The following is a 23,924-nucleotide window of genomic DNA, read 5'->3' on the forward strand; positions in this document are numbered from 1 at the left end:
GGACTTGGAACCGGGAAGGGCGCCCACGGGTATGTCTCATGATCGGACGGCCGTCGTCCGTGGCGCGGAAGCGTCCGCGGAGTCGGCGTCGGGTCTGCGGGCGGGCGCCCAGGACGCCAGCCCCACCCCGCCCACCAGCAACACCGCCGCGCACCACCGCAGCGGGCTCACCGGCTCGCCCAGGAACAGGAACGCCGACGACAGGCCGAAGACGGGGACCAGGAGGGAGAACGGCGCCACCGTGGAGGCGGGGTGGTGGCGGAGGAGGAAGCCCCACACGCCGAAGCCGAAGACCGTGGTGATCCAGGCGACGTAGAGGACCGTGCCCGCGCCCTGCCAGTCCAGGGCGCGCAGGGCCGCCAGGTCGCGCGAGGGGCCCTCCGTGAGGAGGGAGATGACCAGCAGGGGCAAGACCGGGACCGTACTGACCCAGACCATGAAGTTCAGGGCGTCGGGGGGAGCCGCCTTGCGCGTGAGGACGTTGGTCGCGCCCCAGCACACCGCAGCCCCGACGACCAGGGCGAACGCGCCGAGGGGGCCCGACGTTCCCTCGTCCACGGCCGCCACGGCGATGCCGGCCAGGGCGACCGTCATGCCCAGCAGGCGGATGCGGGACGGCCGTTCGCCCAGGGTCAGGGCCGCGATGCCCGCCGTGAACACCGCCTGGCTCTGCAGCACCAGGGAGGACAGGCCCGCGGGCATTCCCGCGTCCATGCCGACGAAGAGGAAACTGAACTTCGCCACACCCAGGACCAGGCCGACCGTCACGATCCACTTCCAGGCCACCTTCGGACGGCCCACGAAGAACACCGCCGGGAGCGCCGCCGCCAGGAAGCGCAGTGCCGAGAAGAGGATCGGGGGGAAGTGGTCCAGGCCGATCTCTATGACCGTGAAGTTGACGCCCCAGACGGCGGCGACCAGGACGGCGAGAGCGAGGTGTGACGGGCGCATGCCGTGAGCATCGCGCCCCCCGACCGTGAAGCACCAGCGATGATCGCCACATGGCTGGATATCGCGTCGCTCGGCGGAAGCATGGCCGGGCAAAGGGAGTTGGCTGTGCTCGGCGAGCGGTGGCCGGACGTTGCTGCCCATCCGCCCCGTCGAACCCCTGGTTCACCTCGCGTACCGACTTCCGGAAAACCGGCCCGCGTCGGGAACCCGGGCCAAACTCCCGTCGTCCAATCCCAGGCCGCCGGAGAGTCACCACGGTGCGGTGTCGGCCCTCGCTGCTGGCTGCGATCGCTGACCACCCTCTCCGCCGTACCGCGGCCGGCGGCACCGCCGCCATCGGCGCGTCCCCCTCCAACCGCGCCGGTGGCGGCCCCTGTGCGGTTAGTGTGCATTCTCTTGACCGGCAGAAACTTCCCGGTTATTGCTGACTTCTTGGAAGTTTCCTTCAGCGGATCCGAGCGGATCACCTCCGGAAGGAGCGCACGTGCACGACACCGGCACGGAAAGCACCGGAAGCACGGGAAACACCGCACAGCCCTCCAGACGCACGGTCCTCGCCGCCACGGCCGGCGTCGCCGGCGCCCTCGCGGCCGCGGGGCCCGCGTACCCCGCCGGCGCCCCCGACGACAAGCAACTCCGCGCTCTCGTTTCGCGTATGACGCTGGAGGAGAAGGTCGGCCAGCTCTTCGTGATGCGGGTCTACGGCCACTCCGCCACCGCCCCCGACCAGGCCGACATCGACGCCAACCTGAAGGAGATCGGGGTCCGTACGGCCGCCGAGCTGGTCGCGAAGTACCGGGTCGGCGGCATCATCTACTTCGCCTGGGCGCACAACACCCGCGAGCCGCACCAGATCGCGGATCTGTCCAACGGCATCCAGCGGGCCTCCCTGGACCTGCCGCGCGGGCTGCCCGTGCTCATCTCCACCGACCAGGAGCACGGGATCGTCGCCCGGGTGGGCACACCCGCGACGCTCTTCCCGGGGGCCATGGCCGTCGGCGCGGGCGGGTCGCGGTCCGATGCCCGGGCCCTCGGGCGGATCGCGGGGCGTGAGCTGCGGGCGATGGGCATCCGGCAGGACTACTCCCCCGTGGCCGACGTGAACGTCAACCCGGCCAACCCGGTCATCGGCGTACGGTCCTTCGGTGCCGACCCGCGGGCGGTGGCCGCGCTGGTGGCCGCCGAGGTCGCCGGGTACCAGGGGTCCGGGGTGGCGGCGACCGCCAAGCACTTCCCCGGGCACGGGGACACCAACGTCGACAGCCACACCGGCTTCCCGACCATCACGCACAGCCGGGAGCTGTGGGAGAAGCTGGACGCGCCGCCGTTCCGGGCGGCGATCGCCGCGGGCGTCGACTCGATCATGACCGCGCATCTGATGGTCCCGGCCCTGGACGACTCCGGCGACCCGGCGACCCTCTCCCGCCCGATCCTCACCGGCATCCTGCGCGAGCGGCTCGGCTACGACGGGGTCGTCGTCACGGACTCCCTCGGCATGGAGGGCGTGCGGACCAAGTACGGCGACGACCGGGTGCCGGTGCTCGCGCTGAAGGCGGGCGTGGACCAGCTCCTCAACCCGCCGGATCTGGACCTCGCCTGGCACGCGGTCCTGGATGCCGTACGGAACGGCGAGCTGACCGAGGCGCGGCTCGACGAGTCGATCCTGCGGATCCTGCGGCTGAAGGCGAAGCTGGGGCTGTTCCGCGCGCCGTACGTCAGTCAGAACGGAGTCGACCGCACCGTCGGCACCCGGGCGCATCTGGCGGCGGCCGACCGGATCGCCGAGCGGACGACCACCCTGCTCGTCAACGAGGGGCGGCTGCTGCCGCTGTCCCTGCGCCGGTACCCCAAGGTGCTGGTGGTCGGGGCCGATCCGGCCTCGCCGTCGGGGACGACCGGGCCGCCGACCGGAGTGCTCGCCGCCGCGCTGACCGGGCTCGGTTTCAGCACCACCTCCCTGTCGACGGGCACGGCCCCGTCCGCGGCGGCCATCGCCAGGGCGGTCGCGGCGGCGCGGGACGCGGACGCGGTGGTGGCGGCGACGTACAACGTCACGGCGGGCAGCGGTCAGAAGACGCTGGTCGAGCAGCTCGTGGCGACGGGGAGGCCGGTCGTGGCGGTCGCGATCCGCAACCCGTACGACGTGGCCCACCTGCCCTCCGTCCCGGCGTGCCTCGCGGCCTACTCCTGGACCGACGTCGAACTGCGGGCCGCCGCACGGGTGATCGCGGGGCGGGTGGAGCCCCGCGGGAAACTCCCGGTGGTGGTGCAGAGGGCGGATGATCCGGAGCAGGTGCTGTACCCGATCGGGTACGGGCTGTCGTACTAGACGTACGTCATGGACCGGGCGCACCACCCCCAACGTGCGCAAACCCTCCCATGTGCCTGGCGTGCGCCCGCCGCGCGGGCCACGCTGGGCCAGGGAACTGGGGGACGGCGATGCGTGCGAGAAGTTCAGCGGGGGTGTGGGGGCTTCTGGTACTGCTCGGCGTGCTGCTGACCGGGTGCCAGAGTCCCTCGGCGGGTGTCGCGGAGGACGGCCGGCTGGGCGGGCCGGCGTCGGGGACGACCGCCGCCGGGGCGGCGCCGGGGACCCGGCCGTCGGCGTACGGGGCGGTGTTCCTCGCGGTCGACGAGTGCAGTTCGTTCGGTACCACGAGCTTCACCGAGGTGCCGTGCGCCGGTGAGCGTGCGGCGGCCCGGGTCGTGGCGCGGCACGACGGCACGGTCCGGGACGGGCCGCGCTGTCCGGCGACCACGGACTTCGTGCTGCACATCAGCGAGCAGCGGCCCGCGTCCGACGAGGACGGCGACGGGGCGGTGCCGCAGGGCTACGCCTGTATGCGCAACCTCCAGCCGCCGCACCCGGGCGACCCGGGCGGCGGGGGCGGGCCCCGCACCATCGTCGGCGACTGCGTCTACAGCTCCGGCGACGGGCAGGTCCGCGAGACCGCGTGCGAAGGAAAGGGCGGGCAGGAGCCGGAGTACGAGGTGACCCAGGCCGTCGCCAGGCGTGCCGACTGCCCCGTGTCGACCGCCCTGTACGTCCGGCTCGGCGGCGACCGGCCCGTGGGGTGCGCCCGGCCGCTGTGAGCGGCCGGGCGCACCGGCACAGAAGAACCACTGGTTCTACGGCCGCAGCGTCATCTCACGCTGCACGTCCCGCTTGTCCAGCTTGGCGTCGTACTTCGCGAGGGGCTTCGCCGCCTGCGGATCCGCCTGCACCGCTCTGGAGGCGACTCCGGCCCAGTCGAGGATGCGGGCGGTGGCGAGGTCCTTCTGGTCCGGCACGAGGCCCGCGACATTGGCACCGTGGTTCATGCCGGGGGCGGTCATGACGTAGGAGTCCTTGGCGCCCTTGCCGAGGCGGAAGGGCTCCGCGCTCCACGGGTCGTTCTGGCCGTTGACGAACAGCATGTGCCGGGCGTTGTGCCGGACCCAGGTGTCCACGTCCCGCATCGCCGACGGCTGGAACTTCATCGGGATGTCCCGGGGGACGAAATTGCGCGGCGGCTGGTAGCCGTAGCGGATGTACTTCTTCTCGATGTGCGGGAACTCGATCGTCGGCGCGCCGAGCTGCGTGCCGGCCTGGTAGTAGTACGGCGTGTAGGTCGTCAGGCCCTGGTCGGCATAGGCGGAGAAGCCGGAGATCGTGTCGACGGAGTTCCAGATCTCTTCGTCGGTGGCGTTCTTCGCGTCGGCCGGGATCTGGTCGCAGTCCTTGAGCTGGCTGTACTGCCAGAAGCCCCAGACGTAGTCGAGGACGACGGCCTCGTAGGCCCTGTCCAGGCTGCCGATGGTCTTGAAGGTGAGGCCGTTGTCCTGCGCGTAGGCCGCGTACTTCTTCTCCAGCGGCTCGCGTCGCACCAGCGCCTCGCGCTGCACGCCGTTCAGCCGGTCGCGGCACTCCTCGGTGCCGACGCGCGCGAAGAAGCGGTCGTAGGCCGAATCCTCCTTGTTCACCACGTCGTTGGGGGCGACGTAGGCGACCACGCCGTCCATGTCACGCGGGTAGAAGCGCTCGTAGTAGGTGGCGGTCATGCCGCCCTTCGAGCCGCCCGTGGAGATCCACTTCTTGTCGTAGACGCCCTTCAGCGCCTTGAAGACGCGGTGCTGGTCGCTGGCCGCCTGCCAGATGTCCAGCTGGGACCAGTCGGCCGGGGCGGGCCGGGACGGGGTGAAGAAGCGGTACTCCAGGGAGACCTGGTTGCCGTCCACGATCTGGGTCGGCTCGCTGCGGCGGGGCGACGTGGAGACGTTGTAGCCGCTGGTGAAGAACACCGTCGGGCGCGCGACGTCCTTGTGCAGCACGGTGATGCGCTGCTGGAACGTGCCCTTCGACGGCTTCCGGTGGTCGACCGGCTGCGTGTAGTTCAGGACGAAGAAGCGGTAACCGGTGTACGGCTTCTCCTCGACCAGGCTCATGCCCGGTACGGAGAGCAGCCTTTCCTTGATGTCGGTGGTGCTGTCGGTGCCGGTGGCGTCGGCGGCGGTGGCCGCTCCCGCCGTGCCCAGTGTGCCTAAGAGCACCGTGAGCGCCAGCAGCCATCTGAGCGCCTTGCGCATGCGCACTCCCCTGTGAGACAGATGTGCGCCGGAAGCTAGCGGACCAACTCCCCCCAGCACCAGGGGACATGGGGATAACCCTCTATGCGGCGGGCGTCAGCACAGGATCCAGCCGGAGCTGAACGACCCCCGCCCCACCCTGCCCTTCAGCCATACGCAGCGGCGTCCGGCGTGCACCATCACCGGGCCGGCGTGGTAGGAGTACCGGCCTTCGTCGACGACCGGGCGGTTGCCGCGCGCCTGCACGCTCACCGACATCTTGCGCTTCACGCCGGGCTTCTTGGTGAGGGTCACGGCGCAGACGTAGCCGCCGCGCTTGTAGACGAGCACGGTCCCGGTGGAGAACGGCAGGGTGCGGACCTTGCGGCCGGGACAGTGGGCGGAGGCGGCCGCCTGCGCATCGCCCGGCGCCGCGACGGCCAGCAGGCCGGAGGCGGTCAGCACGGCCAGGCCGAGCGCGAGCCGCCGGCGTATCGCTCCACTGTCCACTGTCGTCCTCCCGTACCGCGTCGTGCGCGACCATCGGCGTACAGGTGTACGGACGCATGACGTATGTCGGACGGTTGCACGAGCGTTACGAAAACGCCGGTCGCTCGGGCCTCACCGGGACGCGCCGACCGGCTCCTCCGGCTCCGCCGCGCCGATGAACGTCCGCCACAGCTCGGCGTACCGCCCGCCGCGCGCGAGCAGCTCCTCGTGCGTGCCGTCCTCGGCGACCCGGCCGTGGTCCATGACGACGACCCGGTCGGCGCGGGCGGCGGTGGTGAGGCGGTGGGCCACGACGAGGGTGGTGCGGCGGCCGGCGAGGCGGTCGGTGGCCTGGTTGACCTGGGCCTCGGTGGCCAGGTCCAGGGCGGCCGTCGCCTCGTCGAGCAGCAGGACGTCCGGGTCGACCAGCTCTGCGCGGGCCAGGGCAATCAGCTGGCGCTGCCCTGCGGAGAGGTTGCGGCCGCGCTCGGCGACCTCGTGGAGGTAGCCGCCCTCCAGAGTGGCGATCATCTCGTGCGCCCCGACCGCCCGGGCCGCCGCTTCGACCTCGGCGTCGGTGGCGTCGGGGCGGCCGTAGGCGATGGCGTCGCGGACGGTGCCCTGGAAGAGGTACGCCTCCTGTGGGACGACCCCCAGACGGTGCCGGTACGAGGTGAGGTCCAGGGCGCGCAGATCGGTGCCGTCGACCATGACCCGGCCGCCGGTGGGGTCGTAGAAGCGGGCCACGAGCTTGACGAGGGTCGACTTCCCGGCGCCGGTCTCGCCGACGAACGCGACGGTCTGCCCGGCGGGGATGCGCAGGTCGACGCCGCCGAGAGCCTCTTCGTCATCGCCGTAGGCGAAGTGCACGCCCTCGAAGGCGATGTCGCCGCGCAGGGACCGCACCTCGCGGGGTTCGTCGGCGGACTTCGTCGACGTCGGCTCCTGGAGCAGTTCCTGGATGCGGCCCAGCGAGACGGACGCCTGCTGGTAGCCGTCGAAGACCTGGGACAGCTGCTGCACGGGCGCGAAGAACAGGTCGATGTAGAGCAGATACGCCACCAGCGAGCCGATCGCCAGCGTCCCGTCGTCGACCCGCGCCCCGCCCACGATCAGCACGGCCGCCGCCGCCACCGACGACAGGAACTGCACGAAGGGGAAGTACACGGAGATGAGCCACTGGCCTCGGATGCGCGCCTGGCGGTAGCTGTCGCTGTGCCCGGCGAACCGCCGCCCGCCGTCCCGCTCGCGCCGGAAGGCCTGCACGATCCGCAGCCCGGACACCGACTCCTGGAGGTCGGCGTTGACCACCGAGACGCGTTCACGGGCCAGTTCGTACGCCTTCACGCTCGCCCGGCGGAAGAAGTACGTGGCGATGATCAGCGGCGGCAGCGTCGCGAAGACGACCAGCGCGAGCTCCACGTCGATGACCAGCAGGGCGACCATGATGCCGAAGAAGGTGACGACCGAGACGAAGGCGGTGACCAGGCCCGTCTGGAGGAACGTCGACAGCGCGTCGACGTCGGTCGTCATCCGGGTCATGATCCGGCCGGTCAGCTCCCGCTCGTAGTAGTCGAGCCCCAGGCGCTGGAGCTGGGAGAAGATCTTCAGCCGGAGCGCGTACAGCACCCGCTCGCCGGTACGCCCCGTCATCCGGATCTCGCCGACCTGGGCCGCCCACTGCACGGCCACCGTCAGCAGCGCGAGCAGGGACGCCGCCCACACGGCGCCGATCGCGACCTGGGTGACGCCCGAGTCGATGCCGTGCCGGATCATGATCGGCAGCAGCAGGCCCATGCCCGCGTCGACGGCGACCAGGCCGAGGCTGACCAGCAGCGGCAGTCCGAAGCCGCGCAGCAGCCGGCGCAGGCCGTAGGACTCCTCCGGCTGGACGGCCTGCTTCTCGTCGACGTCGGGGATGTCGGTGGCCGGGGGCAGCGCCTCCACCTGGGCGAGGAGCTCGGGGGTGGCGGGGCTCTCGGCGAGGGCGAGGTCCTTGCGCTCGCGGTCGCCGGTCCACAGCCTTGGGGTGACCCCGCGCTCGGCGTCGAACTCGGCGTCCAGCTCGTCCCGGACGGAGGTGTCCTCCTGGGGGCAGGCCGGCTGGGTGTGGCCCGGGGAGACCCCGCCCAGCTCGTCGGGGTCGGTGAGCAGGCGGCGGTAGAGGGCGGAGCGCCGCTGGAGTTCGTCGTGGGTGCCGATGTCGGCGAGGCGGCCGCCGTCCAGGACGGCGATGCGGTCGGCGAGGTTCAGGGTGGAGCGGCGGTGGGCGATCAGCAGGGTGGTGCGGCCCCGCATGACCTCCTTCAGGGCCTCGTGGATCTCGTGCTCGACCCGCGCGTCCACGGCGGAGGTGGCGTCGTCCAGGACCAGCAGGCGCGGATCGCTGAGGATGGCGCGGGCGAGGGCGACGCGCTGGCGCTGGCCGCCGGAGAGGGTGAGGCCGTGCTCGCCGACGGTGGTGTCGTAGCCCTCGGGGAGCTCGCTGATGAACCCGTGCGCCTGGGCGGCGCGGGCGGCCTGTTCGATCTCCTCCGGGGTGGCGTCCGGGCGGCCGTAGGCGATGTTGCTGCGGACCGTGTCGGAGAAGAGGAAGGAGTCCTCCGGGACCAGCCCGATCGCGGCCCGGAGTGATTCCAGGGTCAGTTCGCGCACGTCGTGGCCGCCGACGAGGACGGCACCGCGGGTGACGTCGTAGAAGCGCGGCAGCAGCAGGGAGACCGTGGACTTGCCGGAGCCGGAGGAGCCGACGACGGCGAGGGTCTCGCCGGGGCGGATCTCGAAGGAGAGCCCGTCGAGGACGGGGCGGTCTTCGTCGTAGCCGAAGGAGACGTCGTCGAACTCGACGGTCGCGGGGGCGTCGGCGGGCAGGCCCTTGCGGCCGTCCTCGAGAGACGGCTCGGTGTCGATCAGCTCCAGGACGCGCTCGGTGCCCGCGCGGGCCTGCTGGCCGACGGTGAGCACCATGGCGAGCATCCGGACCGGGCCGACGAGCTGGGCGAGGTAGGTGGAGAAGGCGACGAACGTGCCGAGCGTGATGTGCCCGCCCACCGCGAGCCAGCCGCCGAGCGCCAGCATCGCGACCTGGCCGAGGGCGGGGACGGCCTGGAGGGCCGGGGTGTAGACGGAGTTCAGGCGGATGGTGCGCAGCCGCCCGGCGAAGAGGCGGCCGCTGACGTCCCTGAGCTTGCCGGTCTCCTGGTCCTCCTGCCCGAAGCCCTTCACCACGCGGACCCCGCTGACGGCGCCGTCGACCACACCGGCGACGGCGGCGGCCTGCGCCTGGGCGTACCAGGTGGAGGGGTGCAGCCGGGTGCGGCTGCGCTTGGCGATCCACCACAGGGCGGGGGCGACGGCCAGGGCGACCAGGGTGAGCGGCACCGACAGCCACGCCATGATCACCAGGGAGATCAGGAAGAGCATGAAGTTCCCGATGGTCATCGGGAGCATGAACAGCAGGCCCTGGATCAGCTGGAGGTCGCTGGTGGCGCGGCCCACGACCTGGCCGGTGGACAGTTCGTCCTGGCGGCGGCCGTCGAGCCGGGTGATCGTCCCGTACATCTCCGTCCGCAGGTCGTGCTGGACGTCGAGGGCGAGGCGGCCGCCGTAGTAGCGGCGGATGTAGGTGAGGACGTAGACGACCAGTGCGGCGGCGACGAGGAGGCCGGCCCAGGTGGTCATCGAGCGGGTGTGGTCGCTGATGACGTCGTCGATGATCACCTTGGTGATCAGCGGGACGAGGGCCATGACCGCCATGCCGGCCAGTGAGGAGCCGAGGGCGAGCACGACGTCCTTCGGGTGGCGCCATGCGTAGGCCCACAGTCGTCGTGCCCATCCCCGTTGCGGTGTCACGCGGGTGCCCCTCCGGTCGTCCTGGTCTGCCGGAAGGCACCAACGCGGTGGGAGGCTGTTTTCATCCCGCGGCGTGACGAGCGTTACCCCGCCCCCACCCTGGACGGTGATTGATACTCGCCGGTATCTTTGTCTGAGCAAGCGCTTAGACATACCGAGGTCCCTGGAGGTGGCGGCGTGCGCCGTACGGTGTTCAACGAGGATCACGAGGCGTTCCGGGAGACCATCCGCGCCTTCATCGAGGCCGAGGTCGTACCGGTGTACGACGAGTGGTTCGCGGCGGGCCAGGCGCCCCGCGACTTCTACTACAAGCTCGGTGAGCTGGGCATCTTCGGCATCAACGTGCCCGAGGAGTTCGGCGGCGCGGGCTTGGAGAGCCACAAGTTCGAGGCCGTGCTCTACGAGGAGACCGCTCGCGCGGGCGTCCAGTTCGGCGGCTCCGGCGTGCACGTGCTGCTCGCCCTGCCCTACATCAAGATGCTCGCCACCGACGAGCAGAAGAAGCGGTTCCTGCCGAAGTTCGTCTCCGGCGAGGAGATGTGGGCCATCGCGATGACGGAGCCGGGTACCGGTTCCGACCTCGCGGGCATGAAGTCCACCGCCAAGCTGAGCGAGGACGGCACGCACTACGTCCTCAACGGCGCCAAGACCTTCATCACCGGCGGCGTGCACGCCGACCGTGTGATCGTCTGCGCCCGGACCTCCGCCCCGACCGCCGAGGACCGCCGCCACGGCATCTCCCTCTTCGCCGTCGACACCAAGTCCGAGGGCTACTCCGTCGGCCGCAAGCTCGACAAGCTCGGCCTGAAGACCTCCGACACCGCCGAGCTGGCGTTCGTCGACGTCAAGGTGCCCGTCGAGGACCTCCTCGGCGAGGAGAACAAGGGCTTCTCCTACCTCGGCCACAACCTGGCCTCCGAGCGCTGGGGCATCGCCTTCGGCGCCTACGCCCAGGCCAAGGCCGCCGTCCGGTTCGCCAAGCAGTACGTGCAGGAGCGCACGGTCTTCGGCAAGCCGGTCGCCCACTTCCAGAACACCAAGTTCGAGCTGGCCGCCTGCCAGGCCGAGGTGGACGCGGCCGAGGCCGTCGCCGACCGCGCGACCGAGGCCCTCGACGCCGGTGAGCTCACCCCCGCCGAGGCCGCCTCCGCGAAGCTGTTCTGCACCGAGGTCGCCCACCGCGTCATCGACCGCTGCCTCCAGCTGCACGGCGGCTACGGCTACATGAACGAGTACCCGATCGCCCGCCTGTACGCGGACAACCGCGTCAACCGCATCTACGGCGGCACCAGCGAGATCATGAAGTCGATCATCGCCAAGGACATGGGCCTGTAAGCCGACCGCAATCAGTGGCCGGTACAACAGTCGTATGAGTCAGGCACTACAGGACCTCCTCGATCTGCTCGACCTGGAGCAGATCGAGGAGGACATCTTCCGTGGCCGGTCCCGGTCCGCCGTCGTCCCCCGGGTCTTCGGCGGACAGGTCGCGGCCCAGGCGCTCGTCGCCGCCGGGCGCACGGTCCCCGAGGACCGGCCCGCGCACTCGCTCCACGCGTACTTCCTGCGCCCCGGCGATCCCGGCGCGCCCATCGTCTACACCGTCGACCGGATCCGCGACGGCCGCTCCTTCACCACCCGCCGCGTGGTCGCCGTCCAGCACGGCAAGCCGATCTTCCACCTCTCGGCGTCCTTCCAGGTGTACGAGGACGGGCTGGACCACCAGGAGCGCATGCCGGACGCACCCGATCCCGCCACGCTGCCCACCGGCGAGGACCGGCTGCGCGGATACGGCCATCTCGACCCGGCGGTCGTGGAGAAGTTCCTGGAGGCCCGGGCCGCCGTCGATCTGCGCTACGTCGACGAGCCGCCGTACGGGAAGTTCGGCGAGCCGCGCGAGCCGCACTCCCAGGTCTGGTTCCGGACCAACGGCAAGCTCGCCGACGATCCTCCCCCAGACTCCGTCTGGGGGGACCCCCAGCTGCACGTCGTCCTCGCCACCTACGTCTCCGACATGACGCTGCTCGACTCCGTGCTGCTGGCGCACGGGCGGGGCGGCTGGGCCGTCGGGGACGTCGTCGGGGCCTCCCTCGACCACGCGATGTGGTTCCACCGGCCGTTCCGCGCCGACGAGTGGCTGCTCTACGACCAGGAGTCCCCGTCCGCGTACGGCGGCCGGGGACTGGGACAGGCCCGTATCTACACGCAGGACGGGCGGCTCGCCGTCACGGTGATCCAGGAGGGCGTGGTCCGGGTCCCGCGCGAGCCGGGCACTAGCTGAGGCCAGCCTCCGCCAGCAGGTACGCGGTCATCGGGTCGTAGTGGCGGGGGCTGACCACGTGGTCGTCGAGGGGCACCGTCACCTGTACGGTGCCCTCGGCCTCGGCGAGGAAGAGGGCCGGGTCGTTGGAGTCGGCGTAGCCGACGGAGTCCACGCCGTGCTGCCCCGCGTAGCCCGCCCAGCCGTGGTCGGCGACGACCAGGTCGGGCAGCGGGCGGCCCTCGCGCTCCATGGCGGTCAGGATGGCCTTCATCGGCTCGCCCGAGTGGGTGTGCCACAGGGTGGCCCCGTGCTCCAGCACCGCCACGTCCGCGAACTGCATGACGTAGCCCTCCTCCGTCGTCAGCCCGTCCGGGATGACGACGATCTCGCAGCCGGCCGCGCGCAGGGCCGCCGCGGTCGCGCGGTGTACGTCGAGCAGGCCGCCGGGGTGGCCGGTGGCGAACAGGACCCGCTGCTGCCCGTCGGCCGCCTTGCGCAGCCGCCCGGCGAGCCGCTCCAGGCCGGCGACGGTCAGCTCCGGGTCGATGGTGTCCTGGCCGTACCGGTACTCGGGATCGTCGTTCACGCCGACCCGTTCCGCCATCACCGCGAGGACGTCCTGCTCATCGCTCCAGCGGTCGCCGAGTTCCAGGCCGAACCAGTAGTGCCGGTCGGCGTTCGCCAGCTTGCGGTAGTGGGAGAGGTTGTTCTCGCGGGGGGTGGCGACGTCGCCCGCGATGCGCGTCCTGACGAGGTGGTCGACGAGTTCGGCGCGGCTGGGTGTCCCGGGTATCGGCATGGCTCCCATTGTGAGGCAGCCGCCTGTGGGCGGCCCTGGCGTATCGCACGCTGGGATGTGCGTCACGTACTCAGCGCGACCCCGGTCAGCTACTCAGATGTGCCGCAGCGCGAACCAGAGTTCCATGCGTACGTCCCGGTCGTCGAGGTCGGTCTCCAGCAGGGTCGCGCAGCGGGCGATGCGCTGCCGCACCGTGTTGCGGTGCGTGTAGGGGCAGGTACGTCCTCGACCCGGCCGGGGGCCTTGTGCTCGGTGCGCTCGCGCAGGAATCCCCAGCCCTGGGCAAGGATGACCCGGTTCAATCCGGCCTTGGCCCGTACGTTCTTGCCGGGCTGCTCGACGGTCCCTCTTGCCGGGCGGGTCATGTTCTTGATGTTCAGCTTCTCGAACCGGATCAGGTCGTAACGCGCTGTCGAGACTGGTGAAACGTCGAATCGTCCCGGCGGCGATTCGGCCACCCATGCTCCGCCGCACGGGAACGCGCATCAGCCCCGGTCCTCAAAGCCAGGTGGATGCCCCAATCCGGAACGTCGGTGCCCGGCGTGATGGACGTTTCCTCCATACTTTCGCGCTGCGGTGTACGAAATGTACATGTCGCAGTCGTTGGCGGGTGCCTAGTGTCGACTGGACTGGTCGCCCCAGATTCAGGCGGATGTGCTGGGACTGAATGTCGTCGCTCGGGGGCTACGGCGCCGCCTCCTTGATGGCGAGGCCGACCGGCGTGGCCGTCCTCGCCGCCTGGCGCGAACGCGTCGCCGGGCAGGCATCCGAACCCGTATCCGAGCCGGCCCCGACTCCCCGGTAAAGTCGTTCGACAAGCAGTACATACGCGATGAAGCGTAGGAAAGAAGGCATTCCTCCATGAGCAGCAACGAGACTCCCCGCGGGCCCGTCGACTCCTCCCGCGTCCCGCGGTACGCCGGTCCCGCGACCTTCGCCCGGCTGCCCCGGCTCGACGAGGTCGGCGGCCGGGCCGATGTCGCCGTGGTGGGCGTGCCGTTCGACTCGGGTGTCTCCTACCGGCCGGGCGCCCGCTTCGGCGGCAACGCGATCCGCGAGGCGTCCCGGCTGCTGCGCCCGTACAACCCCGCGCAGGACGCCTCCCCGTTCGCCCTCGCCCAGGTCGCGGACGGCGGCGACATCGCCGTGAACCCGTTCCACATCAACGAGGCCGTCGAGACCGTCGAGGCGGCGGCGGACGACCTGCTCGGCTCGGGCGCCCGCCTGATGACCCTCGGTGGCGACCACACCATCGCGCTGCCGCTGCTGCGCTCGGTGGCGAAGAAGCACGGCCCGGTGGCCCTGCTGCACTTCGACGCCCACCTCGACACCTGGGACACGTACTTCGGCGCCGAGTACACGCACGGCACCCCGTTCCGCCGCGCGGTCGAGGAGGGCATCCTCGACACCTCCGCGCTGTCCCACGTGGGCACGCGCGGCCCGCTCTACGGCAAGCAGGACCTGACCGACGACGAGAAGATGGGCTTCGGCATCGTCACCTCGGCGGACGTCTACCGGCGCGGCGCCGACGAGGTCGCCGACCAGCTCCGCCAGCGCATCGGCGACCGGCCGCTGTACATCTCCATCGACATCGACTGCCTCGACCCGGCCCACGCGCCCGGCACGGGCACGCCCGAGGCCGGCGGCATGACCTCGCGCGAGCTGCTGGAGATCCTGCGCGGGCTGGCGTCCTGCAACCTGGTCTCCGCGGACGTCGTCGAGGTGGCCCCCGCGTACGATCACGCGGAGATCACGTCGGTGGCCGCGTCCCACACGGCGTACGAACTGACCACGATCATGTCGCGCCAGATCGCCGCGGCCCGGAAGGACTCGGAAGCGCAGTGACTCACGACCACGACCTGGTGCTCCGCCCGACGCCCGCCCAGACGGAGGCCGCCCTGAACCCTCCTCCCGGCCGCACCGGCGGAGACCTGGTCGTGGAGACGCTGGCCGGGCTGGGCGCGACGACCGTGTTCGGACTGCCCGGCCAGCACGCCCTCGGCGTGTTCGACGCGCTGCGCCGCTCCGACCTCAGGTACATCGGCCTGCGGGTGGAGAACAACGCCGGGTTCGCGGCGGACGCCTACGGCAGGATCACGGGCGAGGCGGCGCCCCTGCTGCTGTCGACGGGGCCGGGAGCGCTCACCTCGCTGGCTGCCCTCCAGGAGGCGGCCGCGGCCAGCGCCCCCGTCCTGGCGATCAGCAGCCAGGTCCCGACGGCGGGGCTCGGTGGCGGCCGCCACGGTTATCTGCACGAACTGCCCGACCAGGCGGCCTCGTTCCGGGGCGTGGTGAAGTCGGTCCACACCGTCCGCACCCAGTCGCAGATCCCGTCCGCCATCGAGGCGGCCTGGAAGTCGGCGCTGAGCGCCCCGCACGGGCCGGTGTGGGTGGAGATCCCGCAGGACGTGCTGCTGGCGCGGACGGCGATCCCGGTGGTGACGGGCGGCGACGCCTTCCCCGAGGAGCTGCCGCCGCGCCCCGAACTGACCGCCGTGGCCGCCGACCTGCTGTCGAAGGCGGCCCGTCCGGCGATCATCGCGGGCGGCGGAGTCGTCCGGGCGGACGCGTCGAAGAAGCTGCGCCAGCTGGCCGAGACGCTTCAGGCACCCGTCGTCACGACGCCGGGTGGCAAGGGCGCGTTCCCCTGGACACACCCGCTGTCACTCCAGTCCTGGATCGAGGACCGCCACACGACGGACTTCCTGGAGGAGGCGGACGTACTCCTCGTCGTCGGCTCCGGACTCGGCGAGCTCTCCTCGAACTACCACACGTTCAAGCCGCGCGGCCGGGTCATCCAGATCGAGGCCGACCTCGGCAAGCTGGAGTCCAACCACCCGGCACTGGGCATCCACGCGGACGCCCGCCTCGCGTTGCAGGCGCTGCTGGAGACGGTCTCCGAGCGGCAGGACCCGACGGCGCCGGAGCGCGTCCGCGCGCTGCTCGCGAAGGTCACCGAACGTCTCGCCGCCCAGGAACTCACCCTGGAGCAGAGCGTGCTGGCGTCGGTCCGCAGGGCGCTCCCCGCCGGCTCCCCGTCCTTCTGGGACATGACGATCCTCGCGTACTGGGCTTGGTCGGCCTTCGACGCCAAGGGCCCCAACCACATGCACTCCGCACAGGGCGCGGGCGGCCTCGGCTACGCCTTTCCGGCGGCACTCGGCGCGGCGGTGGCCGACCCGACCCGGCCGGTCCTCGCCGTCTCCGGCGACGGCGGCGCCCTGTACTCGATCGCCGAGCTGGCGACGGCCCGCCAGTACGGCCTGGACGTCACCTGGCTGATCGTCGACGACGGCGGCTACGGCATCCTGCGCGAGTACATGACCGACGCGTTCGGCGAGGCGATCGCGACGGAACTGACCCGGCCGGACTACGTGGCGCTGGCGGAGTCCTTCGGCGTCCCCGGGGTCCGTACGACCCCGGAGAACCTGGAGCAGGACCTCGCGAAGCAACTCGCGTCGCCGGGGCCCTCGGTGGTCCTGCTCCCGGCCGTGCTGCGGATGTACGCGCCGACGCACCTGGACTGAGCGCCGGCCACCCGCTGCGGGGGCGGCTTTCCTACAGGCCGTCGCGGACCATCGCGGCGACGATGCGGACATGGCGGTCGGCCGCCGTGTTCGACATCTCGTTCTCGTAGTTCAGGCCGTAGGGCCAGAAGTGGCCGCTGCCGGTGGAGATCTTCGCGCCGGAGCCGTCGTACTGCTTGACCAGCGCGGTCGCCTGACCGCCGGTCCAGGTGCCGCTGCCGCCGAGGCGGGACCAGCCCGAGCTGGTGCCCACGCCGATGGTGTGGGCGATCTCGTGCAGGGCCGTCCGCTCGGTCATGTAGCTGCGGTTGCTGCCGAAGCGGATGGTCCCGTTGATGTTGCCGTCGGCGGTGGGGACGCCCGGCTCGTAGCGGACGGTGATGGTCTTGCCCAGGTCGCTGAGGTTGTTGTAGCGGGCCACCGCCGCGTTCATGGCCCGGGTGATGGCGTCGTAGGCGGTGCGCTGGTCCTCGGTGGGGTTGCTCGCCCGCACGAGGGACCAGGTGATGGTGGCCGCGGCGGCGCGTTCGCGGGCCGGGGCGGGTGCGGTCTGGGAAGTGGAGGTGGTCTGGGGGGTGGCGGCCTGGGCGACGGCGGGGCCGGCCAGTAGTGCGGCGGTCAGGGCGGCTATGAGGGTCTTGCGGGGGCTCATGGGGATCCTCCTGTGGGGGGAGCTGCACGAAGCTTGCGAAACTTCGCACGGCGTTCGGGATCTCGGACATGCGGAGCCGCTGTCGACATCAGATCGGGTGCGACGAAATTCCTTCACCGACACGGCAGTTGGCGCGCTGTCGACCGCAAGTATCCCGGTGGGAAAGGCGGCGTCAAGAGTTTCGGCAGGGGCCAGTGGAACCGACGGGGACGGGGAACGGCCCCTGACCGAGGGGCCGGGGGCCGTTCGCCGGTGTAACGGGGGTCAGCTGACGTCGGACGGGTCGAGACGGTAGATCGTCGACTGGCTCGACTGAGACGAGGAGTTGGCGCTGGAGTCGGCGCTGGCGGCATTCACGGCCGTGCCGTGCTTCTGCACCCACGCGGTGACCTCGGAGCTGACGGAGGAGTCACCGCCGGGGCCGCCGCCCATGCCTCCGCCGAGCTGGACGTAGTGCAGTTCGCCCTTCTTCACCAGCTCCTTGAGCTTGGCCAGCGTCATCGCCTTGTCGCTGCCGGACCAGCCCCACATGGAGATGACGGGCTCCCCGCTGCTCACGATGAGCTGGGCCGCACTCTGCGAACTGGACACGGCCAGCAGCCACTTGGCTCCGTCCTGGTGCTTTTTCAGGTACGAGACGAGCTCACTGCTCGCGCCTGCGCCCATGCCGCCACCGCCGGGGGCACGGCTCATGCCACCGGGCTGGGCGCCGGCGCCGGAGCCGCTGGTCCCGCCGGGGGCCTGACCCCTCGGCCCGTTCTGTCCGTTCTGCCCACTGGGGGGCGCCTCGCCGCCCGGGAAGCCCCGGCCGCCACCACCGCCCACGAGCCCGCCGAAGCCGCTGCCCGTCGTCGGCCCCGCCGTCGGGTTCGTACCACTCATGCCGCCGCCCGACCCGGACGGCACCGACCAGGCGTACGCGGCCGGTCCCGCCACCGCCGCGACCACAGCCGCGGCCACGGACGCGGCCAGCAGCCGCAGCCGAAGTCCTGAGGCGCCGGAGCGGAAGACGAACAGGCCCGCGAGAGCGAGGGCCATGACGACCAGGATCGAAGGCCACAACCAGGTGTTCCAGCCGGAGGCCCGCCGCAGCAGCACCGCCGCCCAGACAGCCGTGACACCCAGCCCGAGGGGCAGCACCCACACCCACCGCCGGTCCGTACGGAAGGCCCGCAGCAACAGCACACCGCCACCGCCGCACAGCGCCGCGATGCCCGGGGCGAGCGCGGTCGTGTAGTACGGGTGCATCGTGCCCTCGGCCAGGGCGAACGTCAGGTAGTGCAGGGCGGTCCAGCCGCCCCACAGCACGAGCGCGGCCCGGGTGAGGTCCGTACGCGGAGCGCGCCCGCACAGGACGAGTCCGCCGACGAGCGCGATGCCCGCGAAGGGGATCAGCCAGGAGATCTGGCCGCCGAGGATGTCGTTGAACATCCGGCCCAGACCGGCGGTACCGGAGAAGCCGCCACCGCCACCGCCATTGCCCTCGCCGCCGAGGATCCGGCCGAGGCCGTTGTAGCCCATGATCAGGTTCCAGGCGGTGCCGTCCGTGGAACCGCCGATGTACGGCCGTTCGGAGGCCGGGACCAGCGACACGGCCGCGGCCCACCAGAAGCTGGAGACGGCCAGTGCCACGGCGGCCAGGGCCAGGTTCACGGCCTTCTTGCGCCAGCCGAGCCGGGACGCGTACACGTACACGGCGAACACGGCGGGCAGCGCGATGTACCCCTGGAGCATCTTGGTGTTGAAGGCGAGCCCGAAGCAGGCCGCCGAGCCGAGCAGCGGCAGCAGCCGCCCGTTGCGTACCGCGCGCAGGGCGAGCGCCGCGCCGGACACCATCAGGAACACCAGCAGCGTGTCGGGGTTGTTGTCCCGGTTGATGGCGACCGTGATCGGGGTGAGGGCCAGGACGAGGGCCGCGACGGCCGCCGCCGCGTGCCCGAACACCCGCTTCACGGAGGCGTGCAGGATCCAGATCGTGGCGAGTGCGGCCACGGCCACCGGCGCCATCATCTGCCAGGTGCCGTAGCCGAAGACCCGGCACGACAGGCCCATGACCATCAGCGCGAGCGGTGGCTTGTCGACGGTGAGGAAGTTCCCGGCGTCCAACGAGCCGAAGAACCAGGCCTTCCAGCTCTGCGTGCCGCTCAGCACGGCGGCGCTGTAGAAGCTGTTCAGGCTGGAGCCGGACAGGTTCCAGGAGTAGAGCACCGCCGCCAGGGCGAGGATCGCGAGCAGCACGGGGAGCGACCAGCGCGGGGCGGCGGTCTCCCGGGGCGGAGGCGCGGCGGGCTCTGTGATGCGGGGTTGGGTTTCGGTGGCAGATGTCACCCCGGCATCGTGGACAGCCCTGGTTGGTGGCCGCTGTGCCGAAGCTGGCCCTCGCCTGTGAAACGGCACAGCGCCCGGTAACGACTCGTACAAACCTTCGCCAAACCGCACAACCTTTCCCCCGTCCCGATGAGTCATGGGGTGCATGACTTCTGGGATATCCCGCCGCGCGAGAGTGCTGGCGGCGGCCGTGGGTACGGGCGTGCTCGTGCCGCTCGTCGCCGCCGCCACGCCCGCCTCCGCTGCCACGCCTGCCGTGACCTGTACGTCCGCCAAGGCCGGCCTCGCCGCCAAGCTGAAGCAGGACATCACCGCCGCGCTCGCGACCCGCAAGGGCACCGTCGCCGTCGGCCTCTACGACCGCAGCACCAACACGACCTGCACCCTGCGCGCGGGCACCGCCTACGACTCGGCCAGTGTCGTCAAGGTCACGGTCCTCGCCACGCTGCTGTGGGACGCGAAGAAGACGAACCGGTATCTCACCGACCGCGAGAACACCCTCGCCAAGGCCATGATCACCAAGTCGGACAACGCCGCGACCTCCACGCTGTGGAAGCAGCTCGGCATGACGAAGATCAAGGGTTTCCTCGCCGCCGCCGGCATGACCCAGACCAAGCCCGGCGCGAACGGCTACTGGGGCCTGACGCAGATCACCGTCACCGACGAGCAGAAGCTGCTGAAGCTCCTCACCGCCAAGAACGCGGTCCTGAGTGACAACTCCCGCGCCTACGTCCTGAAGCTGATGGGCCAGGTCGTCTCGTCCCAGCGCTGGGGCACGCCGTACGGAGTGCCGTCGGGCGTCACCGTGGCCGTGAAGAACGGCTGGCTGCAACGCGCCACGAACGGCTGGCGGGTGCACAGTGCCGGCGCGTTCAAGGGCGGCGGCCACGACTACATGATCACCGTGCTCACCCACGGCAACAGCACCATGAACTACGGCATCGCGACCATCCAGGCCGTGGCCAAGGTCATCCACAAGGACCTGGCCGCGAGCTGACCCTTCACCACGCGTCCTACCCGGCGTCACCGGCCCGCCCTACGGTGGCGCCCATGCCCCTCAGAACTCCTCTCGCCCTCCTCACCGCAGCCCTGACGGCGGCCACCTGCCTGACCGCCGCGGGTCCTGCCCAGGCGCACACCCGACACGACTGCTCGCCGGCCGTCTCCATCGACGGCTACTCCGACGCGCTCGACAAGACGACGTACGAGAACACCTACGTCGGCAACTTCTCCGCGCTGGCCATGGACCGGGACGGCTCACTGGCCGCCCTCTCCGACCGCTCCTCGCTCTTCCGCCTGGACGCGAGGACGCTGAAGCCCCGGTCCGTGGTGCCGCTCACCGACGAGAACGGCACCGCGCTCGACTCCGAGGGCCTGGCCGTCGACCGCGACGGCACGCGCATGGTCACCTCCGAGACGGAACCCTCTGTACGCCGCTACTCCCGCACCGGCAGGGTCCTCGACCGCCTCCCGGTCCCGGACGCCCTGCGCGTGAGCCCCGCGGGCCGCGCCCGGCCCAACGGCACCTTCGAGGGCCTGACCCTGCTCCCCGGCGGCCGCACCCTGCTGGCCTCCATGGAGTACGCCCTCTCCGGCGACGACTCGACGATCGTCCGCTTCCAGACCTGGCGCAGGACGCCGCACGGCCACTTCACCCTCGGCGCCCAGTACGCCTACCGCACGGACCCCGGCCTGGGCGTCCCCGAGGTCCAGGCGACCCCCGACGGCCGCCTCCTGGTCCTGGAACGCGGCTTCACCTCCGGCGTGGGCAACACGGTCCGCCTCTACCTGGCCGACCCGCGCGGGGCGACGGACACGAGCGGCATCGACACCCTGCCGGCCCGCCCGGAGGCCCGTCTGATCAAGAAGACCCTCCTCACCGACCTCGTGACCTGCCCCTCCCTCGGCGCGACGGCCAAACAACCCCAGCCGAACCCGCTCCTCGACAACATCGAGGCCATGACGATCACGGGCCGCACGAAGAACACCCTCAGGGTCCTCCTGGCCAGCGACGACAACGAGAACAAGACTCAGACGACCCGCTTCTACGCCCTTCGGGTGAGAACAACCACCTAGATCCCACCCCCATCGGGGGTGCAGGGGGCTCCCGTCCGGGGCGCAGGGGGCGAAGCCCCCGCCGGGGTCCGGGGCGGAGCCCCGAGGCGAGGCCGGCCTCTTGCCCGACCGCCCCGGGCAGGCGGGGTGGGGAAACCCCCCGCTAAACCTCCGCCGCCGCAAACGCCCCCCGAGCCATCCGATGCAGCAACTCCGCCGTAGCCGCCCGCCCGGGCAAAGACCCGGCCCTCCCCAGATGCGGCGTCGAGTTCAGCAACCCGAACACCGAGTGCACAGCCGACCGAGCCGCAGGCTCACCGAGCCCCGGATAGACCTCCCGCACCACCCCCACCCACAGCTCCACGTACTGCCGCTGCAGCTGCCGCACCATCTTCCGGTCGCTGTCCCGGAGGCGATCCAGCTCCCGATCGTGCAGGGTGATCAGAGGCCGGTCGTCGAGCGCGAAGTCGATGTGCCCCTCGATCAGCGAGTCGAGGACCGCCTCCGCCCCCGCACCCCCGTCCGCCTCCGCCACCCGCCGCTTCGCCCCGGTCAGCAACTGCCCGCTGATCCCCACCAGCAGCTCCGCGAGCATCGCGTCCTTGCCCGCGAAGTGCCGGTACAGCCCGGGCCCGCTGATCCCGACAGCGGCGCCTATCTCGTCGACTCCGACCCCGTGGAAGCCCCGCTCGGCGAACAGCCGCGCGGCCTCCTTGAGGATCTGCTCGCGTCGGGTGGGGGCGTCGGTTCTCGTGGCCATGAAATCAATTCTAGACAGGGAGGTTAGCGGTCGTTAACCTGGAGGAAATGCGTTAACGCTCATTAACAAGGTGAGGGGACCGCAGGATGCACGAGGCACCGGAGCTCACGAGCGCGGCAGACCCCGCCTCGGAGGCCTTTCGGGCCAACGAGGAGGCGCACCGCACCCTCGTGGAGGAGCTGCGCACCAAGCTGGCCGCAGCCGCACAGGGCGGCGGCGAGAAGGCCCGCGCCCGCCACACCGCGCGCGGCAAGCTGCTCCCCCGCGACCGCGTCGACACCCTCCTCGACCCGGGCTCGCCCTTCCTGGAGCTGGCCCCGCTCGCGGCCGAAGGGATGTACGAGGGCCAGGCCCCGGCCGCCGGTGTCATCGCCGGCATCGGCCGGGTCAGCGGCCGCGAAGCGGTGATCATCGCCAATGACGCCACGGTCAAGGGCGGCACGTATTACCCGATGACGGTCAAAAAGCACCTCCGCGCCCAGGAGGTCGCCCTCGACAACCGCCTCCCCTGCGTCTACCTCGTGGACTCCGGCGGTGCCTTCCTCCCCATGCAGGACGAGGTCTTCCCGGACCGCGACCACTTCGGCCGGATCTTCTACAACCAGGCCCGTATGTCCGGCGCCGGCATCCCCCAGATCGCCGCCGTCCTCGGCTCCTGCACGGCCGGCGGGGCGTACGTCCCGGCGATGAGCGACGAGGCGGTGATCGTCCGCGACCAGGGCACGATCTTCCTCGGCGGACCACCCCTGGTGAAGGCGGCCACCGGCGAGGTCGTCACGGCGGAGGAGCTCGGCGGCGGCGAGGTCCACTCCCGCATCTCGGGCGTCACGGACCACCTCGCGGAGAACGACGCACACGCGCTCCGCATCGTCCGCACGATCGTCTCCACCCTCCCCACCCGAGGCCCCCTCCCCTGGGAGGTCACCCAGGCGACGGAACCCAAGGTCGACCCGCACGGCCTCTACGGCGCGGTCCCGGTCGACTCCCGCACCCCGTACGACGTGCGCGAGATCATCGCCCGGGTCGTCGACGGCTCCCGCTTCGCCGAGTTCAAGTCCGAGTTCGGCCAGACCCTGGTCACCGGCTTCGCCCGGATCCACGGCCACCCGGTGGGCATCGTCGCCAACAACGGCATCCTGTTCTCCGAGTCCGCCCAGAAGGGCGCCCACTTCATCGAGCTGTGCGACCAGCGCGGCATCCCGCTGGTGTTCCTGCAGAACATCTCCGGGTTCATGGTCGGCAAGGACTACGAGGCGGGCGGTATCGCCAAGCACGGCGCCAAGATGGTCACGGCCGTGGCCTGCACGCGCGTACCGAAGCTGACGGTCGTGGTGGGCGGCTCGTACGGCGCGGGCAACTACTCCATGTGCGGCAGGGCGTACTCCCCCCGCTTCCTGTGGATGTGGCCGAACGCCAAGATCTCCGTCATGGGCGGCGAACAGGCCGCCTCGGTCCTCGCGACGGTCAGGCGCGACCAGCTGGAGGCGCGCGGCGAGTCCTGGCCGGCCGAGGACGAGGAGGCCTTCAAGGCCCCGATCCGCGCCCAGTACGAGCACCAGGGCAACGCCTACTACGCGACGGCCCGCCTCTGGGACGACGGTGTGATCGACCCGCTGGACACCCGTCAGGTCCTGGGCCTGGCCCTGACCGCGTGCGCCAACGCGCCCCTGGGTGACCCCCAGTTCGGCGTCTTCCGGATGTGAGGG

General features: G+C 71.2%; 17 protein-coding genes and 1 pseudogene. 9 read left to right on the plus strand and 9 right to left on the minus strand.

Annotation, left to right across the window (positions count from 1 at the left end; genetic code table 11):
* Nucleotides 1-36: 36 nt before the first annotated feature.
* A complete protein-coding gene (locus HDA41_RS14210; RefSeq protein WP_184984001.1) occupies nt 37-951 on the minus strand; it encodes an EamA family transporter in 915 nt (304 codons plus the stop codon).
* Between the two features lie 484 nt (nt 952-1,435).
* On the opposite strand from HDA41_RS14210, the gene HDA41_RS14215 reads away from it, so the two are divergent.
* Together HDA41_RS14215 and HDA41_RS14220 are read left to right on the plus strand one after the other, a co-directional pair.
* Entirely contained in the window at nt 1,436-3,280 is a 1,845-nt protein-coding gene (locus HDA41_RS14215; protein ID WP_184984003.1) for a glycoside hydrolase family 3 protein, read from the plus strand.
* A gap of 110 nt (nt 3,281-3,390) precedes the next feature.
* Complete coding sequence (locus HDA41_RS14220; protein WP_184984005.1) at nt 3,391-4,044, plus strand: hypothetical protein; 654 nt, start codon at nt 3,391-3,393, stop codon at nt 4,042-4,044.
* A 36-nt stretch (nt 4,045-4,080) separates the two neighbouring features.
* On the opposite strand, the gene HDA41_RS14225 is transcribed toward HDA41_RS14220, so the two are convergent.
* From HDA41_RS14225 to HDA41_RS14235, 3 genes are all read right to left on the minus strand, one after another.
* A complete protein-coding gene (locus tag HDA41_RS14225; RefSeq protein ID WP_184984008.1) occupies nt 4,081-5,517 on the minus strand; it encodes a S28 family serine protease in 1,437 nt (478 codons plus the stop codon).
* Nucleotides 5,518-5,613: 96 nt separating this feature from the next.
* Nucleotides 5,614-6,006: a hypothetical protein gene (locus HDA41_RS14230; protein WP_184984010.1), complete on the minus strand. Its 393-nt coding sequence runs from the start codon at nt 6,004-6,006 to the stop codon at nt 5,614-5,616.
* 111 nt (nt 6,007-6,117) lie between these two features.
* On the minus strand, nt 6,118-9,837 hold the full coding sequence (locus HDA41_RS14235) for an ABC transporter ATP-binding protein (RefSeq protein WP_184984012.1): 3,720 nt from the start codon (nt 9,835-9,837) through the stop codon (nt 6,118-6,120).
* 177 nt (nt 9,838-10,014) lie between these two features.
* Here HDA41_RS14235 and HDA41_RS14240 point away from each other — a divergent pair, with 177 nt between their 5' ends.
* Both HDA41_RS14240 and HDA41_RS14245 read left to right on the plus strand, forming a co-directional pair.
* The gene (locus tag HDA41_RS14240) at nt 10,015-11,172 is read left to right on the plus strand and encodes an acyl-CoA dehydrogenase family protein (protein ID WP_184984013.1); all 1,158 of its coding nucleotides are present in this window, start codon (nt 10,015-10,017) and stop codon (nt 11,170-11,172) included.
* A gap of 34 nt (nt 11,173-11,206) precedes the next feature.
* On the plus strand, nt 11,207-12,115 hold the full coding sequence (locus tag HDA41_RS14245; RefSeq protein WP_184984015.1) for an acyl-CoA thioesterase: 909 nt from the start codon (nt 11,207-11,209) through the stop codon (nt 12,113-12,115).
* Here HDA41_RS14245 and HDA41_RS14250 read toward each other — a convergent pair.
* Together HDA41_RS14250 and HDA41_RS14255 are read right to left on the minus strand one after the other, a co-directional pair.
* Entirely contained in the window at nt 12,108-12,896 is a 789-nt protein-coding gene (locus tag HDA41_RS14250) for a phosphatase (RefSeq protein ID WP_184984017.1), read from the minus strand. The genes HDA41_RS14245 and HDA41_RS14250 overlap by 8 nt on opposite strands.
* 93 nt (nt 12,897-12,989) lie before the next feature.
* Nucleotides 12,990-13,100, minus strand: a pseudogene (locus HDA41_RS14255) (helix-turn-helix domain-containing protein); the annotation flags it as partial.
* A 657-nt stretch (nt 13,101-13,757) separates the two neighbouring features.
* On the opposite strand from HDA41_RS14255, the gene speB reads away from it, so the two are divergent.
* Together speB and HDA41_RS14265 are read left to right on the plus strand one after the other, a co-directional pair.
* On the plus strand, nt 13,758-14,741 hold the full coding sequence (gene speB / locus HDA41_RS14260; protein WP_184984019.1) for an agmatinase: 984 nt from the start codon (nt 13,758-13,760) through the stop codon (nt 14,739-14,741).
* The gene (locus tag HDA41_RS14265) at nt 14,738-16,423 is read left to right on the plus strand and encodes a thiamine pyrophosphate-binding protein (protein ID WP_184984022.1); all 1,686 of its coding nucleotides are present in this window, start codon (nt 14,738-14,740) and stop codon (nt 16,421-16,423) included. The genes speB and HDA41_RS14265 overlap by 4 nt, the downstream gene beginning before the upstream one ends.
* A gap of 31 nt (nt 16,424-16,454) precedes the next feature.
* On the opposite strand, the gene HDA41_RS14270 is transcribed toward HDA41_RS14265, so the two are convergent.
* Nucleotides 16,455-17,075 (minus strand): hypothetical protein, encoded by a 621-nt coding sequence (locus HDA41_RS14270; RefSeq protein ID WP_184984024.1) that lies wholly within the window; start codon nt 17,073-17,075, stop codon nt 16,455-16,457.
* A 264-nt stretch (nt 17,076-17,339) separates the two neighbouring features.
* Entirely contained in the window at nt 17,340-19,403 is a 2,064-nt protein-coding gene (locus HDA41_RS14275) for a mannosyltransferase YkcB-related protein (protein ID WP_184984026.1), read from the minus strand.
* Between the two features lie 145 nt (nt 19,404-19,548).
* Here HDA41_RS14275 and HDA41_RS14280 point away from each other — a divergent pair, with 145 nt between their 5' ends.
* Both HDA41_RS14280 and HDA41_RS14285 read left to right on the plus strand, forming a co-directional pair.
* Complete coding sequence (locus HDA41_RS14280; RefSeq protein WP_184984028.1) at nt 19,549-20,400, plus strand: serine hydrolase; 852 nt, start codon at nt 19,549-19,551, stop codon at nt 20,398-20,400.
* A 53-nt stretch (nt 20,401-20,453) separates the two neighbouring features.
* Nucleotides 20,454-21,479: an esterase-like activity of phytase family protein gene (locus HDA41_RS14285; RefSeq protein WP_184984030.1), complete on the plus strand. Its 1,026-nt coding sequence runs from the start codon at nt 20,454-20,456 to the stop codon at nt 21,477-21,479.
* Nucleotides 21,480-21,621: 142 nt separating this feature from the next.
* Here the strand turns inward: HDA41_RS14285 and HDA41_RS14290 are convergent, their stop codons facing one another.
* On the minus strand, nt 21,622-22,218 hold the full coding sequence (locus tag HDA41_RS14290) for an SACE_7040 family transcriptional regulator (RefSeq protein ID WP_184984032.1): 597 nt from the start codon (nt 22,216-22,218) through the stop codon (nt 21,622-21,624).
* A gap of 86 nt (nt 22,219-22,304) precedes the next feature.
* On the opposite strand from HDA41_RS14290, the gene HDA41_RS14295 reads away from it, so the two are divergent.
* Nucleotides 22,305-23,921 carry a carboxyl transferase domain-containing protein gene (locus HDA41_RS14295; protein ID WP_184984034.1) on the plus strand — a complete coding sequence of 539 codons (1,617 nt, stop codon included), beginning with the start codon at nt 22,305-22,307 and terminating at the stop codon, nt 23,919-23,921.
* Nucleotides 23,922-23,924 lie beyond the last annotated feature (3 nt).

The sequence above is a fragment of the Streptomyces caelestis genome (assembly GCF_014205255.1).
GTDB classification, from domain to species: domain Bacteria; phylum Actinomycetota; class Actinomycetes; order Streptomycetales; family Streptomycetaceae; genus Streptomyces; species Streptomyces caelestis.